The 14,521-nt window shown below is 66.1% G+C and carries 16 protein-coding genes; 14 read left to right on the top strand and 2 right to left on the bottom strand.

Going from position 1 to position 14,521, the window contains the following annotated elements:
* The first annotated feature begins 45 nt into the window (after positions 1 to 45).
* Entirely contained in the window at positions 46 to 894 is an 849-nt protein-coding gene (locus C4901_RS09630; RefSeq protein WP_145960685.1) for a DMT family transporter, read from the top strand.
* 12 nt (positions 895 to 906) lie between these two features.
* Here the strand turns inward: C4901_RS09630 and C4901_RS09625 are convergent, their stop codons facing one another.
* Positions 907 to 1,575 (bottom strand): YggS family pyridoxal phosphate-dependent enzyme, encoded by a 669-nt coding sequence (locus C4901_RS09625; protein ID WP_205735924.1) that lies wholly within the window; start codon positions 1,573 to 1,575, stop codon positions 907 to 909.
* A 96-nt stretch (positions 1,576 to 1,671) separates the two neighbouring features.
* Here C4901_RS09625 and C4901_RS09620 point away from each other — a divergent pair, with 96 nt between their 5' ends.
* The 13 genes from C4901_RS09620 to C4901_RS09560 all read left to right on the top strand — a co-directional run bounded on the left by C4901_RS09620 (position 1,672) and on the right by C4901_RS09560 (position 11,294).
* Complete coding sequence (locus C4901_RS09620) at positions 1,672 to 2,121, top strand: DciA family protein (protein WP_145960684.1); 450 nt, start codon at positions 1,672 to 1,674, stop codon at positions 2,119 to 2,121.
* A complete protein-coding gene (locus tag C4901_RS09615) occupies positions 2,118 to 3,365 on the top strand; it encodes a lipoprotein-releasing ABC transporter permease subunit (protein WP_110137142.1) in 1,248 nt (415 codons plus the stop codon). Before C4901_RS09620 ends, C4901_RS09615 begins: the two co-directional genes overlap by 4 nt.
* The gene (locus C4901_RS09610) at positions 3,362 to 4,075 is read left to right on the top strand and encodes an ABC transporter ATP-binding protein (RefSeq protein WP_110137141.1); all 714 of its coding nucleotides are present in this window, start codon (positions 3,362 to 3,364) and stop codon (positions 4,073 to 4,075) included. Before C4901_RS09615 ends, C4901_RS09610 begins: the two co-directional genes overlap by 4 nt.
* Positions 4,076 to 4,105: 30 nt before the next feature.
* Positions 4,106 to 4,720 (top strand): MotA/TolQ/ExbB proton channel family protein, encoded by a 615-nt coding sequence (locus tag C4901_RS09605; RefSeq protein ID WP_110138602.1) that lies wholly within the window; start codon positions 4,106 to 4,108, stop codon positions 4,718 to 4,720.
* Positions 4,720 to 5,130, top strand: a complete 411-nt coding sequence (locus C4901_RS09600; RefSeq protein ID WP_110137140.1) for a biopolymer transporter ExbD — start codon at positions 4,720 to 4,722, stop codon at positions 5,128 to 5,130. The genes C4901_RS09605 and C4901_RS09600 overlap by 1 nt, the downstream gene beginning before the upstream one ends.
* On the top strand, positions 5,127 to 6,854 hold the full coding sequence (gene msbA / locus C4901_RS09595; protein ID WP_110137139.1) for a lipid A export permease/ATP-binding protein MsbA: 1,728 nt from the start codon (positions 5,127 to 5,129) through the stop codon (positions 6,852 to 6,854). The genes C4901_RS09600 and msbA overlap by 4 nt, the downstream gene beginning before the upstream one ends.
* Complete coding sequence (locus tag C4901_RS09590) at positions 6,847 to 7,959, top strand: glycosyltransferase N-terminal domain-containing protein (RefSeq protein ID WP_168185656.1); 1,113 nt, start codon at positions 6,847 to 6,849, stop codon at positions 7,957 to 7,959. Before msbA ends, C4901_RS09590 begins: the two co-directional genes overlap by 8 nt.
* Positions 7,953 to 8,918 carry a tetraacyldisaccharide 4'-kinase gene (gene lpxK / locus C4901_RS09585; RefSeq protein ID WP_110137137.1) on the top strand — a complete coding sequence of 322 codons (966 nt, stop codon included), beginning with the start codon at positions 7,953 to 7,955 and terminating at the stop codon, positions 8,916 to 8,918. The genes C4901_RS09590 and lpxK overlap by 7 nt, the downstream gene beginning before the upstream one ends.
* Before the next feature lie 137 nt (positions 8,919 to 9,055).
* Positions 9,056 to 9,244, top strand: a complete 189-nt coding sequence (locus tag C4901_RS09580) for a Trm112 family protein (RefSeq protein WP_110137136.1) — start codon at positions 9,056 to 9,058, stop codon at positions 9,242 to 9,244.
* Positions 9,244 to 9,975 (top strand): 3-deoxy-manno-octulosonate cytidylyltransferase, encoded by a 732-nt coding sequence (kdsB, locus tag C4901_RS09575; RefSeq protein ID WP_110137135.1) that lies wholly within the window; start codon positions 9,244 to 9,246, stop codon positions 9,973 to 9,975. Before C4901_RS09580 ends, kdsB begins: the two co-directional genes overlap by 1 nt.
* Positions 9,972 to 10,703, top strand: coding sequence for a hypothetical protein (locus C4901_RS09570; protein WP_145960683.1), 732 nt, complete (start codon positions 9,972 to 9,974; stop codon positions 10,701 to 10,703). The genes kdsB and C4901_RS09570 overlap by 4 nt, the downstream gene beginning before the upstream one ends.
* On the top strand, positions 10,700 to 10,915 hold the full coding sequence (locus C4901_RS09565; RefSeq protein WP_110137133.1) for a hypothetical protein: 216 nt from the start codon (positions 10,700 to 10,702) through the stop codon (positions 10,913 to 10,915). Before C4901_RS09570 ends, C4901_RS09565 begins: the two co-directional genes overlap by 4 nt.
* Entirely contained in the window at positions 10,860 to 11,294 is a 435-nt protein-coding gene (locus tag C4901_RS09560; RefSeq protein ID WP_240611741.1) for a low molecular weight protein-tyrosine-phosphatase, read from the top strand. Before C4901_RS09565 ends, C4901_RS09560 begins: the two co-directional genes overlap by 56 nt.
* A gap of 668 nt (positions 11,295 to 11,962) precedes the next feature.
* On the opposite strand, the gene C4901_RS18985 is transcribed toward C4901_RS09560, so the two are convergent.
* Positions 11,963 to 14,302 carry an Rne/Rng family ribonuclease gene (locus C4901_RS18985; RefSeq protein ID WP_205735922.1) on the bottom strand — a complete coding sequence of 780 codons (2,340 nt, stop codon included), beginning with the start codon at positions 14,300 to 14,302 and terminating at the stop codon, positions 11,963 to 11,965.
* Positions 14,303 to 14,521 lie beyond the last annotated feature (219 nt).

Below are 14,521 nucleotides of genomic sequence, written 5' to 3'. Positions count from 1 at the left end.
GATGCGGGCGCATAAGATCGGCGGATTATACGGGAGCGCGCGGCCATGACCAAGAAGGCATGGCCGGCGGTAGCGCTCATGGTGGGCGCCGGCTCCTGGGGTGTGATCTGGTATCCGTTGCGCAGGCTCGCCCAGGCCGGCCTGTCGGGGGTGTGGCTTGCGCTCCTCATGTATGGCGGCGCGGCCGCCGCCAGCCTGGTCTTATGCCGTGGCGGGCGCTGCACGGGTGTCCCGCGCCGCATATGGCTGGCGTTGGCGGTGCTCGGCGGTATCACCAATATCGGTTTCGTGGTCGCGGTTTTACATGACAACATCCTGCGCGTCACGCTGCTCTTTTACCTCTCCCCGGTGTGGTCGGTACTGGCCGCGCGGGTCTTTCTCAAGGAGCGCCTGTCGTTGCCGGTAGTGGCGGGGATTGCCACGGCCCTGACTGGGGTCATGATGCTGCTATGGCGCCAGGCGGCCCCGACCTTGAATGGTTTCGATGTCCTAGCGCTCGCATCCGGGGCGGCGTTTGCCGGCGCCAACGTGATACTGCGCGCGCAGCCCGATGTGGCGCTCGCCGCCAAGCTTTTGGCCACGTTCGCGGGCGTGGTCGGCGTGGGCCTCGTGGCGCTTGCCGTCAGCGCGCGCGGCGTGCCGCACCCTCAGGGGCTTGCCGTGTTGGCCGCGGTGGTGGCAGGCGGTCTCGGGATCTTTACCATCACCCTGCTCGTGCAATACGGCGTCACGGCCTTGCCGGTCCGCCAGTCGTCGGTGTTGTTGCTCGTCGAGGTGGTGACCGCGGCCTTTTCGCAACACCTGCTGTTGCACGGGGCACTGACCGCGCGCGCCCTGGGCGGGGCGCTGGCGGTGGCCGCCGGGGCCACGCTGGTGGCGGCCTACGAGGGTTGACGGCGCCGGGATTTATCCGATATCGCGCGCCCCGAACAATGCCCGACCGATACGCACCATGGTGGCGCCTTCGGCGATCGCCCAGTGATAGTCATCACTCATGCCCATCGACAATTCATCGAAGCCTGCCAGACCGAAGGCCCGGCGACAGTCGGCGGCGAGCTCGCGCAGGCGCGCGAAGGTGGCGCGCGCCGCGCTCTCCGGGGCGCCGTGGGCGGCCATGGTCATGAGTCCGGAGAGCCTAAGGCCGGGCCAGGCGCGCGTGCAATAGGCCTCGAGGAAGGCCGGCAGGGCCGCTGCCGAAAGCCCATGTTTGCGCGGGTCTGCGGTCACGTTGACCTCGATCAAGACACGCAGCGTGGTGTCCGCGGCATGCGCGTGACGTGACAGGGCCTCGGCGGCATCGAGCCCCTCGAGCGAGTGCAGCCAATGGAAGTGGCGGGCGATGAGGCGCGCCTTGTTGCGCTGCACAGGTCCAAGGAAGTGCCATTCGAAGGCCGCGTCGGGCATGACGGCGATCTTGGCCACGCCCTCCTGGGCGCGGCTTTCGCCGAAATGTCGTTGTCCGCAGGCCGCGAGCTGCGCCACGGCCTGCGCGGTATGGGTCTTGGAGACCGCCACGAGACGCACGGCGCTGGTCGGCCGGCCACTTACGCGCGCCGCCTGCGCGATCCGCGCCATGATATGAGTGTAGCGTTCACATAAGTCACCCATGGCTATGAGTGTAGCGGGCCTGGGCGCATATCCAAAGCCGTGTCGCTCTGGCATACTGCCGGCATGCAAGCTATCGTCCGCATTCTCGACCGTTCGCTGCCCAGACCGCCCGCAGATCTCATACAAGGACCGGCCCTGGGGGCGCTGTGGGCGCGTTGCCGGCCAGAGGGCCTGCGCGCCGTGGAGGCGCTTTTTTATTGTCGCGGGCGGTTGTTTGTGGTGGCGCCGGGTTCGGCGCAGGCGGCGCGGCTGCGCCAGGAGACACCGGACCTGCTGGTGCGTCTGCGCGCCGAGCCCGGCCTTGGCGCCCTTCGCGAGATCGTGGTCCGGCGTGTCGGGTGGGAGGTTGCGCGGAGCCGGGGAAGCGAAGGGCGGCCCGTGCGCTCGGCGGTCGGATCGCGGTGCTTCGAATCGCTGGCCGAGGTCGTCTGTGATGCCCCCCTGAAGGCCAGCCTCACGCGGCTTGCCTCGGCTCTTGCGTCCGGCAGCACCGAGGATACAAGGCGCGCATGACACGGTTCTTCGAGCTCTTTATCGGCCTGCGCTACATGCGCGCCAGGCGGCGCAATCATTTTATTTCGTTCATATCCGTGACCTCGCTGGTGGGCATCGCATTGGGCGTCATGGCGCTCATCACCGTATTGTCGGTCATGAACGGATTCCAGAGGACGTTGCGTAATCGCATACTCGGCGTGATCTCCGATGTGACCATAAGCGGCCCCCGTCATCGCCTGGCGGATTGGCAAAAGGCGGCGCATGTCGCCTTGCGCGAGAAGGGTGTGATCGCGGCCGCCCCTTATGTGCGCGGGGAGGCGCTGCTGGTTCACGGGCGCTACTCGAGCGGGGCCTTGGTGCGTGGGGTGATCCCGAACAAGGAGAAGGCGGTATCGGACATTGCCGCGCACATCGTGCAAGGACGGCTTGCGGCCCTGCGTCCCGGCCGTTTTGGGATCGTGCTCGGCCGTTATCTGGCGTGGCGCCTCGGGGCCACCCTGGGTTCGCGCGTGTTGTTGGTGGCCCCCGGTGGCATGGTGACCCCGGCGGGCTTTCTGCCGCGGTTACGGAGCTTCCGCGTGGTGGGGATCTTCGATGTCGGGATGTACGAATACGATGCCGGACTGGCCCTGATCAACATGAAGGATGCCCAGGCCCTTTATCGTATGGGTGGGGATGTGAGCGGGGTGCGCCTGAAGCTTGCCGACATCAACCGTGCCCCGGCCGTGCGCCGGGTCTTGCAGGCGCGGCTGCCGGCCTATGACGCGGTGCGCGACTGGAGCGAGAAACATGCCAACTTCTTTCGCGCACTGAAGATCGAGAAGACCGTGATGTTCGTGATCCTGTTGCTCATCGTGGCGGTGGCGGCCTTCAATATCGTGGCTACCCTGGTCATGGTGGTGACCGATAAGCGCGCCGATATCGCCATCCTGCGCACACTGGGCGCAAGCCCTTTGAGCGTGCTCGCGATCTTTCTCGTGCAGGGTACGCTGATAGGGCTCCTCGGGACTGCGATCGGGGTGGTGGCGGGCGTCGTGTTGTCGTTGAATGTGACTACGATCGTGCCGTTCATCGAGCACGTCTTTCATACGCACTTCCTGTCCGCCAACGTGTATTACATCAGTCAATTGCCGTCGCATCTGCGCTGGCAGGACGTGGTGCATGTCGCGGTCGCATCCTTTCTCATGAGTTTTCTGGCGACCTTGTATCCCGCATGGCGGGCCTCGAAGACCCAACCGGCCGAGGCGCTGCGCTACGAATGAATGACGTGATCCGCGCCGAGGCGGTGGCCAAGACCTTCATCGAGGACGTGTTGTCGGTGGATGTCCTGCGCCGCGTGGATGTCGTGGTAAGGCCGGCCGATACCATCGCCATCGTGGGCGCATCAGGGGCCGGCAAGAGCACGCTTTTGCATCTGCTGGCGGGCCTCGACCAGCCGACCTCGGGCCGGATATGGGTGGATGGGCAGGATATGGGGCGACTGAGCGAGGCCGAGCGCGGGCGGGTGCGCAATCGCATGCTCGGCTTTGTCTATCAGTTCCATCATCTCCTGCAGGAGTTCACGGCGCTCGAAAACGTGGCCATGCCGCTTTTGATCCGGCGCGAGCCCGTACGCCGCGCTCATCAGCGGGCGCAGGCCATGCTAAAGCGCGTGGGACTCGCGGATCGCGCCTTGCACAAGCCCTCGGAGTTGTCGGGCGGGGAGCGCCAGAGGGTGGCCATTGCCCGGGCCGTGGTTCACGAGCCGCGGTGCGTGCTGGCCGATGAGCCGACCGGTAATCTCGACACGCGCAACGCCGCGGACGTTTTTGCGCTGCTGCGGGATCTGAACGCGTCGTTTGGTACGAGCCTCGTGCTCGTCACGCATGACCACGAACTGGCGCAGTCGATGGGGCGGGTGGGTGTCATTGTGGACGGCTGCCTTTCAGTGACCGATACCGACGCGCTTCCCACGTCTCCAGGGCCTTGTTAGAGTAATGACGATCAAAGAAGGATGAGCGCGGTGCTGGAACTCATAAAGGCGGGCGGCTTTGTCATGTGGCCGCTGTTGTTATGTTCCGTGTTGGCGGTGGCGATCATAGGGGAGCGTCTGGTGGCACTGCGCCGCGCGCGCGTGGCGCCCCCGGGGGCGGCGGCCACGGCGCGTGAATGGGTTACGCGGGGCGATATAACCCCCGAGCAATTACGGACCCTGGAGGAGGGATCGGCCTTGGGTCAGGTGCTGGCCGTGGGGCTCGTGAACAGGCGCCATTCGCGGGCGGTCGTGCGCGAGGCGATCGAGGACGCCGGGCGCCATGTGGCGTCGGAACTCGACCGTTATCTGGACGCGCTCGGCACGATTGCGGCGATCGCCCCGTTTCTCGGGCTTCTGGGCACCGTGCTTGGCATGATCCGCATGTTCTCGGGGCTCGGCGAGGCGGGCGTGGGAAACCCCGCGGTGCTCGCGACCGGTATCGCCCAGGCCCTTACGACGACCGCCACCGGCCTTGGCATCGCCATACCGAGCCTCATTTTTTATCGATACCTGCGCTCGCGCGTCAACACCCTGCTCGCCGACATGGAGCGCGAGGCCGTGCGATTGGTCGAGATCCTGAAAGGCGAGCGCGAGGCGGGCTGATGCGCTTTCGCAAACGTATACCCGAGGAGCCGGAGATCAATCTCGTGCCGATGATCGACGTGTTGCTCATGACCCTCATCTTTCTCGTCCTGACGACGAGTTTTGCCCACGAATCGTCGCTCAAGGTCCAGCTACCCCAGGCGCACCCGAAACAGCCGATCAAGATCCAGGGTGTGCATATCGTAATCGACAGGGCCGGCACTTTCGCGGTGGATGGCGCGGTGGTGGCGGGTACCGAGCGATCCCTGATGCGCGCGCTGGCCGCCCACGCGCATGGCCCGAACACGCCCGTCATTTTGTATGCGGACCGTAACGCGCCTTACCGCGCCATCGTGCATGCCCTGGACGCGGCCCGGCGGCTTGGTCTCGGCCGGATCGTTTTTGCGACCAAGGTGCGCAAGACATCGTGACGGAATCCGAGGGAGGTCTCTACCGAAGGCTGCTGCGCTATACATGGCCTTATCGCCGAAGTTTTCTGCTGGCGGTGGTCGGGATGATGGTTGGATCGGCCACCGAGCCGGTGTTTGCCGCGCTCATGCGCCCGCTCTTGAATGGCGGCTTTGTGCACAGGAATCCGGTGAGCATGCGCCTCATGCCGATCGCCGTCGTGGGCCTGTTCCTGGTGCGCGGGGTCGCGTCGTTTGCCTCCAATTACCTGATGAACTGGGTCGGACGGCGGGTGGTCTTCGATATCCGCGGCCAGATGTTCTCGCACCTCCTTTATCTGCCGACGACCTTCTTCGATGCCCATTCCTCCGGGGTCCTCATAGCCAAACTCATCTATGATGTCGAGCAGGTGGCGAGCGCCGCCACGCGCGCGTTGTCGACGCTTGTAAAGGACAACGCCACCGTCCTGGGCCTCCTTGGATGGATGTTCTATCTGAACTGGAAGCTGACCATAGCCATCCTGGTGGCGGCGCCGGTGATCACGTGGGTGAACCGCCGCATGGGCAAGCGTTTCCGGCGCACCAGTCGTTCGATCCAGGATTCCATGGGGGCGATCTCGCATGTCGTTCAGGAGGCCGCGGACGGACATCGAGTCATAAAGACCTTTGCCGGTCAGGACGAGGCCCTGCGCGGCTTCACGCATGCCAATGAGGCCAACCGGCGCGAGAACATGCGGCGCACGCGCGTCGCGGCCTCGGGGGTGCCGGTGGTGCAGCTGATGGCCGCATCGGCCCTGGCATGGGTGGTGTACGCGGCGATGCGCGAGCCGCACGCGACCGTCGGGGGCTTCATGTCATATGTGGCGGCGATGATGATGCTGCTCGCGCCCATCAAGCGGCTGACGCAGGTCAATGAGACTTTGCAGACCGGCATGGCTGCGTCGCAGAGCGTGTTTTCGTTCATCGATCAGCCGCCCGAGACCGAGACCGGGCAGCGCGTGTTGACCGATGTGCGCGGAGACGTCGCCTATCACGATGTCTCATTTCGATATAGTCCGGAAGGCCGGCGAGCGGTCAGCGAGGTATCGTTTACCGTGCCCGCCGGGCAGACGGTGGCGTTGGTCGGCACCTCGGGGAGCGGCAAGACCACCGTAGCCAATCTCCTGCCGCGCTTCTATAACGCGGAATCCGGCTACATCACCCTGGACGGCGTGGACACGCGCGAGATCACGCTTGCCGACCTGCGCTCGCATATCGCGCTCGTGAGCCAGGAAACGGTACTGTTCGATTCGACCATCCGCGAAAACATCCTCTATGGGCACAAGGGCGTCACCGACGATGCACGGCTCATGGAGATCGTCGAGGCGGCCCATGTCGCGGAGTTTTTGAAGGATCTCCCGCGCGGCCTGGATACGTTGGTGGGGGAGCGCGGGGTAAGGCTATCAGGCGGGCAGCGTCAGCGTATCGCCATTGCCCGCGCGTTACTGAAGAATGCCCCGGTCCTGATCCTTGATGAGGCGACCGCGGCGCTCGATACCGAGTCCGAGCGCCATGTGCAAGCCGCCATGATCCGGCTCATGCAAAATCGCACGACGATCGTCATTGCGCACCGTTTATCGACGATAGAGCATGCCGATTGCATCCTCGTCATGAGCAAGGGTCGGGTCGTGGAGCGTGGGACGCATGCCGAGCTTCTGGCGCTGAACAAGATGTATGCGCGACTGCACCAGATGCAGTTTCATGGCTGATCGTGTCTATGAAGGACGGCTGCTTGCGGGGGTCGTGGCCGACGTCCGCGATCGATTGACCGGCAATACGGCGCGCGCCAACGCCCGTCTCGGTTTGTTGCGGCCGCCGGCAGCACACGCGCGTCTGATATGGATCAAGTCCGATGCGCGCGAGGTGAGCGGGCGGCTGGCCGCGGAGATCGCGCGCACGGTGCGCGAACGCAGCGCGGACCGGCCGATCGTCGTGACATTCGAATATGAGCACAAAGCGATGCTTGCCCGGCTCAAGGCCATCACCAACCTCGGCTTCGGCTACGGGCCCGCGGATCGGCGCGCCGCCACCCGGCGCGTTCTGGAACGGCTGCGCCCGGCCTATGTGGTGGCGCTCGGCGAGGGCATGCGACCGCATCTCGCGGCCGGACTGAAAGCGGCCGGAGTGCCTTGCTGTATCGTGCATGGGCCGCCTGGGGCGGGGGCCGAGGGGTGTGTGGGCTTTCCGCAGACCGCGAGCGAGCAGCAGGCCTGGCGTGATCGCGTGCATTGGGCCGCGCCATTTTACGCACTGCTTGCCGTGGCGCAGGTGGAGCCGGTCTTTCAGGGGTTGGCCGGGGCCCACGCGCGCGCCTTGTTCTGGGTGACCGATGCCTCGCCGGCGATCGCCGCGGGCATTGCACAGGCCTGGCAGGCGTCCCCGGGGGGCGCCCACGATGTGCTGTTTCTCGGTAGCCCGACTCCCGGCGCGAACCGTCTGAGCGCCTGGAACGAGGATCGTCGCCCGTTGGCGCCAGGCAGCGTGGTCTGGGTGGATGAGGAGCGGTTTTGGCCGGCGCTCGCGGCGAGTTGCACGGCCGTCCACCTCATAAGGCCGTCGGAACCCTTGTTATGGGCAGTACTTGCCGGAGGGCGCGTGGTGAGCGCGGCGCATGTCGCCGGACTCGACCTGCCGGGGACTGCGCCGCTCGCCGAAGTCGATACGGCCGAGCTCGTGACGTACTGGGCGGGGCTTTTGGCGAACCCCGGGGCGGCGCGCGTGGCCGCCGACACGTTACGGCGCTATTTCTGGCGGGAGCGGCGCTCTGCCGGGGAGGCCGCCGAAGCACTGGTGGCACAGGTCTGCGCATGCTGAGCGATCCCTGGCGTCATTGGGCCGCGACCGGTCTTTGGAGCCGGCTCCTGTGGCCGGTGAGCGTCCTCTATTGCGCGCTTGCGGTCTTGCGCCGGCGCCTTTATACGGCCGGCCTGCGCGCCGTCCACAGGCTTCCGGTCCCGGTCATCGTGGTCGGTAACGTGACCGTGGGCGGGACCGGGAAGACGCCTTTCGTCTTGTGGCTGTGCGCGCGGCTTTCGGCTGCCGGGTTGCGTCCGGGCATCGTATTGCGCGGTTACGGGGGTCGCAACCGGGGCGTGCTGCGCGTGGGCGCGGATAGCGATCCGGGGTGCGCCGGCGATGAGGCCGTGCTGCTGGCCCGCCATGCCCCTGGGCCGGTCATCGCCGCCCGTGACCGGGTGGCCGGCGCACAGGCCTTGGTCGAGCTCGGGTGCGATGTGATCGTGGCCGACGATGGTCTGCAGCATTATCGCCTGGGACGGTGCCTGGAGATCGGGATCCTCGATGGGGTGCGGCGCTTTGGAAACGGGTTGTGCCTGCCGGGAGGTCCTTTGCGCGAACCCCGCACCCGCTGGGATCGTCTGGATTTTCGCGTGACGCAGGGGCATGCCGCGGCGGGCGAGTGGTCCATGGGGCTTGCCGGTGACAGGGCCTATGCCGTGGGCGGCCCCGCCGAGGTGGGGCTTGCGGACCTGCGGCGCGTGCATGCGGTGGCCGGCATCGGGCACCCGCAGCGCTTCTTTCGGGCCCTGGAGGGCTGGGGGCTTCAGGTCATTGCCCATCCGTTTCCCGACCATCACCGATATTCTGTCGAAGACCTCCGCTTCGACACCGATGATCCGGTGGTCATGACGGAAAAAGATGCCGTAAAGTGCGAGTCCCTGGGGTGTTCCGGGCTCTGGTATGTGCCGGTGCGGGCGGTGGTCGACGAAGAGCTGGCACGTCGCGTTCTGGCGCGCCTCGGGCCCCGATCATGATCGGGGTGCGGCCTGTGCCCGGCCTTCGATCATAGCCGGCGCGCACCGCCTGTTCTACAATGGGGCCCTGATCGTCATCGACGGGCCGGGGGCAGTGCAGCCACGCCCCCGGTCCTGATACAGGGGAAGGACACGATATGGACAGGCGACTTTTGGAGATATTGGTATGCCCGGTTTGCAAGGGGCCGTTGCGCTATCGGCGCGAGGCCGGGGAATTGGCGTGCCGCGCCTGCCGTCTGGCCTATCCGATCCGCGATGACATCCCGGTCATGCTCGAGGAAGAGGGGCGCAGCTTGAACGATGAGGACCTGAAGGACCTCGGCTAGTGCACGTTATCATCCCTGCGCGTTACGGTGCGACACGGCTGCCGGGCAAGCCGTTACGGGAGGTCGCCGGACGCCCCTTGATCCTGCGCGTCCAGGAAAGGGCGATGGCAAGCGGTGCTACGCGCGTGACCGTCGCGACCGACGACGCGCGCATCGCCGAGGTCGTGAAGGACGCCGGCGGCGAGGTCGTGATGACCGCCGCGACCCATGCCTCCGGAACCGACCGGATTGCGGAGGCCATCACGTTGCTGGCGCTCCCCGATGAGGCCATCGTTGTCAACCTCCAGGGGGATGAACCGCTCATGCCGCCGGCACTCGTGGCCGCGGTGGCACGCGCCTTGAACGATAATCCGCAATGGCAAATGGCAACGGCGGCGCGGCGTATGCAAGACGCGCAGGCCTTTGCGAGCCCGCATCTCGTGAAGGTGGTATGCGAGGCGAGCGGCCGCGCTTTGTACTTTTCCCGCGCACCCATCCCATGGCCGCGCGATCCGGCGCCGCCGCCGGCGTTTCTTGGACATATCGGGTTGTATGCCTATCGCGCGGGCTTCGTGCGAATGTTCACCGGTTGGGGTCCGAGCGCGTTGGAGCAGCGCGAAGGTCTCGAGCAGTTGCGGGCCCTGGATCACGGTGCGGCGATAGGGGTCATCGTGACGGATAGCGATCCCGGTCCCGGCGTCGACACCGAAGAGGGTCTGGCGCGCGCCAACGCCCTGTGGAGGCCGGCATGATCCAGATCCGCGCGGCGGCGATCCGCGCCTATAGCAGCCGTTGGACCGCGGGCCTCATCGCCTTCGAACTGATCGGCGCGATCCTGGTCGGGCGCCATTCACGAACCATGAGCCTCTGGCCGCTTCTGGCGTGGCTCGGATGCGCGCCGGTGGTTCGTTATCTCTATCTCCAGAAGCTGCATGCGGCCACACCTGTCGCATGGCGCGACCTCGTGCGCCGCACATACGGCGTGACGGCCTGGTTGGCGCTGGCCGGCACCATGATCGTGTTGCTGTTCGTCGCGTTGGCGTGGATGATCGCTCACCTCCCCGAGGTGCTCGCCTTCTGGGGCCGCTATGCCGGATACGCGGGCGTCGTGGCCGGGATATGTCTGCTCGCGGCGGGGTTGGTCATGGCCGCCGGTGCGGCATTTTTATGGGGCGGCGTGTCCATCATCGCCTATGCGCGGGCGGTCGTGGATCCGGCGCGCCGGATCCACGAGGTCATCGTCCAGGGTGTCGCGTGCGCCTGGCATCGCGCGCCGCTCGTGATCGGTATGAGCACCTTTCAGGGGCTGCTGGCAGTCTATGCGGTCGGTGCGCAGCTTGCCAAGCCAAGCGGCACGGTATTCATGCCCGTGGTATGGCCGGCGATATTTTTCGCGCCCGTGGCGCTTGCGTTTTTGCTGGCGCTGACCGAGTCGGGGGTCCGGTGGCCCGCGCAGCGGACGTCCCAGGCACCCTTATGATGCGCGTGTTGTTCGTATGCCTCGGTAACATCTGTCGATCGCCCATGGCCGAGGGTCTGTTCCGCGAACTCGTGACCCGCAAGGGACTCGATGAGCTCATCGAAATCGATTCCGCAGGCACCCACGGCTATCACATCGGCGAACCCCCGGACGAGCGTGCCTGTCGAACCATGGCTGGCCAGCGAACTCGTGACCCGCAAGGGACTCGATGAGCTCATCGAAATCGATTCCGCAGGCACCCACGGCTATCACATCGGCGAACCCCCGGACGAGCGTGCCTGTCGAACCATGGCTGGCCACGGTATCGACATAGAGGGGCTCGCCGGACGTCAGGTCACCGCAGCCGATCTCCGCGATTTCGATTATGTGCTGGCCATGGACCGCGATAATCTGGCCCACCTGGAAGCCCTCGGCGGGTGCCCACAGGCCTCGGTGCGGCTGTTCCTGGATTTTGCCCGCAACACGCGGGTTCGCGAGGTTCCAGACCCGTATTATGGTGGACCCGAGGGATTCGAGCGGGTTTATGCGTTGCTCGAAGAGGCCGCCCAGGGCCTGCTTGCGGACATCGAGCCCCGGCTTGCGCGCGCCTGAGAAGCCCCAAGGCCGGATCCAGGCCCCATACCGCGCAGGACCCGTCCGCCATCGCTCGCCACAAGTGCCCTGCGGCGCGTTTTGGTAGCAACGCCAGAGCGAAGCGCGTGTCCCTGTGCGGCGCTCACACTCGCTGCGCGAGACTGCCACGGCTAGTGGATGGCCGCGCCAGGTGATCTGCCCGCTTCGCGCACGAGCTCAGATAGACGAGTCTTGCGTTCCTGGATTTGCCGGCTTCGCTTGATAATCGTGTCCCCCGACATGAGCGGATTCACCCGATTTTGTCACGGTTGTGGCAGAGGCTCGACGCAGATCTGTCCCGCACCGCCTGGGATAGGGCATCCCTACCGCAATTCATATCTTGGTGCAGCGGGCTTTGCCATTGCAGTGCGCTTGCCAGTTTCCGACCCGGTGTGGCGCAGGCCTAGCAGAATCGCCACGACCAGACGCCGCGGCCACCGATCACTGAGGAGAAGGTGTCTGTATCTATAGCTCAGTGTGTGAATTGCGGGCCCAATAGAGGTGTCGACGGTTTCGGTGTGTGGGCGGGGAGGGATATTCCCCGTCATGTTTAAGGCCGGCGCTGGTTCCCTGCGCAACCGCTTCCCACCCAGGTTATGGGCAAGAAGCCCACCGGCCTTGGCCGGTGGGGTGGGCTGGGAGGGGTGTCACTCGTCGCTCGGCGTCTCCTGGCGTTCGGTCTCGCGTACTGGCCGCGCCTCGGGCTCCTCCGGCCGCCGCGCGGCGGGTTCCGGGTGCACAACGGGTTCCGCCGGGCGCGCAGCGGGTTCCGCCGGGCGCGCAGCGGGTTCCGCCGGGCGCGCAGCGGGTTCCGCCGGGCGCGCAGCGGGTTCCGCCGGGCGCGCAGCGGGTTCCGCCGGGCGCGCAGCGGGTTCCGGCGCGGCCGCGGGCTGATGTTCGCCCCGGTCCTGGATCGGGGCGGTGTCACGCATGCGTTCGCCGGAGGGGGCCTGGGTGTCCGTTGTCATCGGGTTTTCGCTCGCGGCCTCCGGGTTGGCCGCTGTGGCCTCCCCGCGCTCGTTGCCGTGGCGACCACGGCCGCCGCGTCGGGCGCGGTGACCCCGAGGCCGTGCCGGGCGGTCTCCCTTGTCTGCCGGGCGGTCTCCGACGCGCTCACTGCGTTCCGCTTTCTCGGGCGCGACCTCACGCGGCCGCTCACGCGTTTCAGCGGGGGCTTTGGCCGGCGGCCGGTTGCGGCCGGTTGCGGCCCGGCGTGGCGGCCGCGCGGGCCGTGCCGTGGGCGCCGTCGGGGCGGCCTCGGCGGTAGCCGGGGCCGGGGCCGGGGCGGGCGTGTTGCCGCCGCCCAGGAGACGATGGAGAAAAGATCGTATCAGCCCGTTGGCGGGAGCGGGGGGCGGCGGGTTCGCAGGCTCCGGCCGGGGCGGCGCAATCGGCGCAAGTTGGCCCACGGCCGGCCGCTCCATGGTCGGATTCGAGGGGCGCGACGGTTCCTCGGGCTCGATCTCGAGCGGGATCAAATAGCTTGGCGCGATGCGCTCGGCCTCGATCTCCTCGGCCTTCAGGCGTTTGATGCGGTAGTGCGGGGTTTCGAGATCGATGCTCGGAACGATCGTGATGGGTGTGCCCAGACGCGATTCGATACCGCTGATCTCGTGCCGTTTCTCGTTTAGGAGGAAGGTCGCGGTGGCGAGCGGCAGGTGCACATGCAGCGCCGCCGTATTCTCCTTCATCGCCTCTTCCTGGATGAAGCGCAGGATCTGCAGGGCGGATGAGGGCACGCTCCGGATGTGACCGGTACCCTCGCAGCGCGGACAAGTCAGGCTGTTGGACTCGCCGAGCGACGGCCGCAACCGTTGGCGCGACATCTCGAGGAGCCCGAAGCGGGAGATCCGCCCGACCTGCACGCGCGCCCGGTCGGCCTTGAGCGCCTCGCTCAGGCGTGTTTCCACCGCGCGCTGGTTGCGTGTCGGCGTCATATCGATGAAGTCGATGACGATCAGGCCCCCGAGATCACGGATACGCAGCTGCCGGGCAATCTCCTCGGCGGCTTCTAGGTTGGTATTGAGCGCGGTCTCCTCGATGTCGCTTCCGCGCGTAGCGCGCGCCGAGTTGACGTCGATCGTGACCAGCGCCTCGGTGTGGTCGAATACCACCGCGCCGCCGGATTCCAGACGGACTTCGCGGGAAAATGCCGACTCGATCTGATGTTCGATCTGGTAACGCGAAAACAGCGGGATCTCGTCTTCGTAGAGCTTGAGCTTGCCGACGTTCTGCGGCATGACCTGCTGCATGAATTTCAGGGCGCGCTCGTAGATATCCTGGTTGTCGATCAGGATTTCGCCGATATCACTGCGCAGATAATCGCGGATCGCGCGGATGACAAGGCTGCTTTCCTGGTAGATCAGGAAGGCCGCCGGCTGATCCTCACTTGCGCGGGTGATGGCATCCCACAACTGCACCAGATAGTCGAGGTCCCACTGGAGTTCTTCGACGCTCTTGCCGATGCCTGCCGTGCGAATGATGACGGAGTAGTCGTCCGGGAGCTTCAGCTGGGCCATGGTATCGCGCAGTTCGGCCCGCTCCTCCCCCTCGATGCGGCGCGAGATGCCGCCACCCTTGGGGTTGTTCGGCATCAGCACCAGATAGCGACCGGCGAGACTGATGAAGGAGGTGAGGGCCGCGCCCTTGTTGCCGCGCTCCTCCTTCTCGATCTGGACGACGATCTCCTGGCCTTCGCGGATGACGTCCTTGATGCGTACCGGACCTTGCGCGCCCTTGTTCTCGGCCCCATTGAAATAGCTGCGCGAGATCTCCTTTAAGGGCAGGAAGCCCTGCCGCTCGGCCCCGTAGTCGACGAATGCCGCCTCGAGGCTGGGCTCCACGCGGGTCACGCGCGCCTTGTAGATGTTGCCCTTCTTTTGTTGATAGTTGGCCGATTCGATGTCCAGATCGATCAATTTCTGGCCATCGACGATCGCCACTCGCAGTTCCTCCGAGTGGGTGGCATTAAAAAGCATTCTTTTCATGAATCCTGACTCCGCCGCGTTGCGGCGCACGACCCCGGCCTTGAGGGAGGTCGGCAGTCCACGCGAGTGTGGGCGGCGAAGAAAGGGCCCGGATTAAGGGCATGAATCCGCTTTGAAACCCGTCGCTGTAGACTTTCCGCCTCCCGGGCCAGGGGGCGTACATCCGAGCACCTCTCCGGTTGGGCGAGGGGTGCGATACCCTTGTGTCAAGGCGACCGT

The sequence above is a fragment of the Acidiferrobacter sp. SPIII_3 genome (assembly GCF_003184265.1).
In the GTDB taxonomy this organism is placed as follows: Bacteria; Pseudomonadota; Gammaproteobacteria; order Acidiferrobacterales; family Acidiferrobacteraceae; genus Acidiferrobacter.
The sequence above is the reverse complement of the archived record's forward strand: the minus strand, read 5'-3'. Positions and strand labels throughout refer to the sequence as shown.

Coding starts and splice junctions, on each gene's coding strand:
- C4901_RS09630 (WP_145960685.1), top strand. CDS start 46: ATGACCAAGAAGGCATGGCCGGCGGTAGCGCTCATGGTGGGCGCCGGC.
- C4901_RS09625 (WP_205735924.1), bottom strand. CDS start 1,575: ATGGCGCGGATCGCGCAGGCGGCGCGCGTAAGTGGCCGGCCGACCAGC.
- C4901_RS09620 (WP_145960684.1), top strand. CDS start 1,672: ATGCAAGCTATCGTCCGCATTCTCGACCGTTCGCTGCCCAGACCGCCC.
- C4901_RS09615 (WP_110137142.1), top strand. CDS start 2,118: ATGACACGGTTCTTCGAGCTCTTTATCGGCCTGCGCTACATGCGCGCC.
- C4901_RS09610 (WP_110137141.1), top strand. CDS start 3,362: ATGAATGACGTGATCCGCGCCGAGGCGGTGGCCAAGACCTTCATCGAG.
- C4901_RS09600 (WP_110137140.1), top strand. CDS start 4,720: ATGCGCTTTCGCAAACGTATACCCGAGGAGCCGGAGATCAATCTCGTG.
- C4901_RS09590 (WP_168185656.1), top strand. CDS start 6,847: ATGGCTGATCGTGTCTATGAAGGACGGCTGCTTGCGGGGGTCGTGGCC.
- lpxK (WP_110137137.1), top strand. CDS start 7,953: ATGCTGAGCGATCCCTGGCGTCATTGGGCCGCGACCGGTCTTTGGAGC.
- C4901_RS09580 (WP_110137136.1), top strand. CDS start 9,056: ATGGACAGGCGACTTTTGGAGATATTGGTATGCCCGGTTTGCAAGGGG.
- C4901_RS09570 (WP_145960683.1), top strand. CDS start 9,972: ATGATCCAGATCCGCGCGGCGGCGATCCGCGCCTATAGCAGCCGTTGG.
- C4901_RS09565 (WP_110137133.1), top strand. CDS start 10,700: ATGATGCGCGTGTTGTTCGTATGCCTCGGTAACATCTGTCGATCGCCC.
- C4901_RS18985 (WP_205735922.1), bottom strand. CDS start 14,302: ATGAAAAGAATGCTTTTTAATGCCACCCACTCGGAGGAACTGCGAGTG.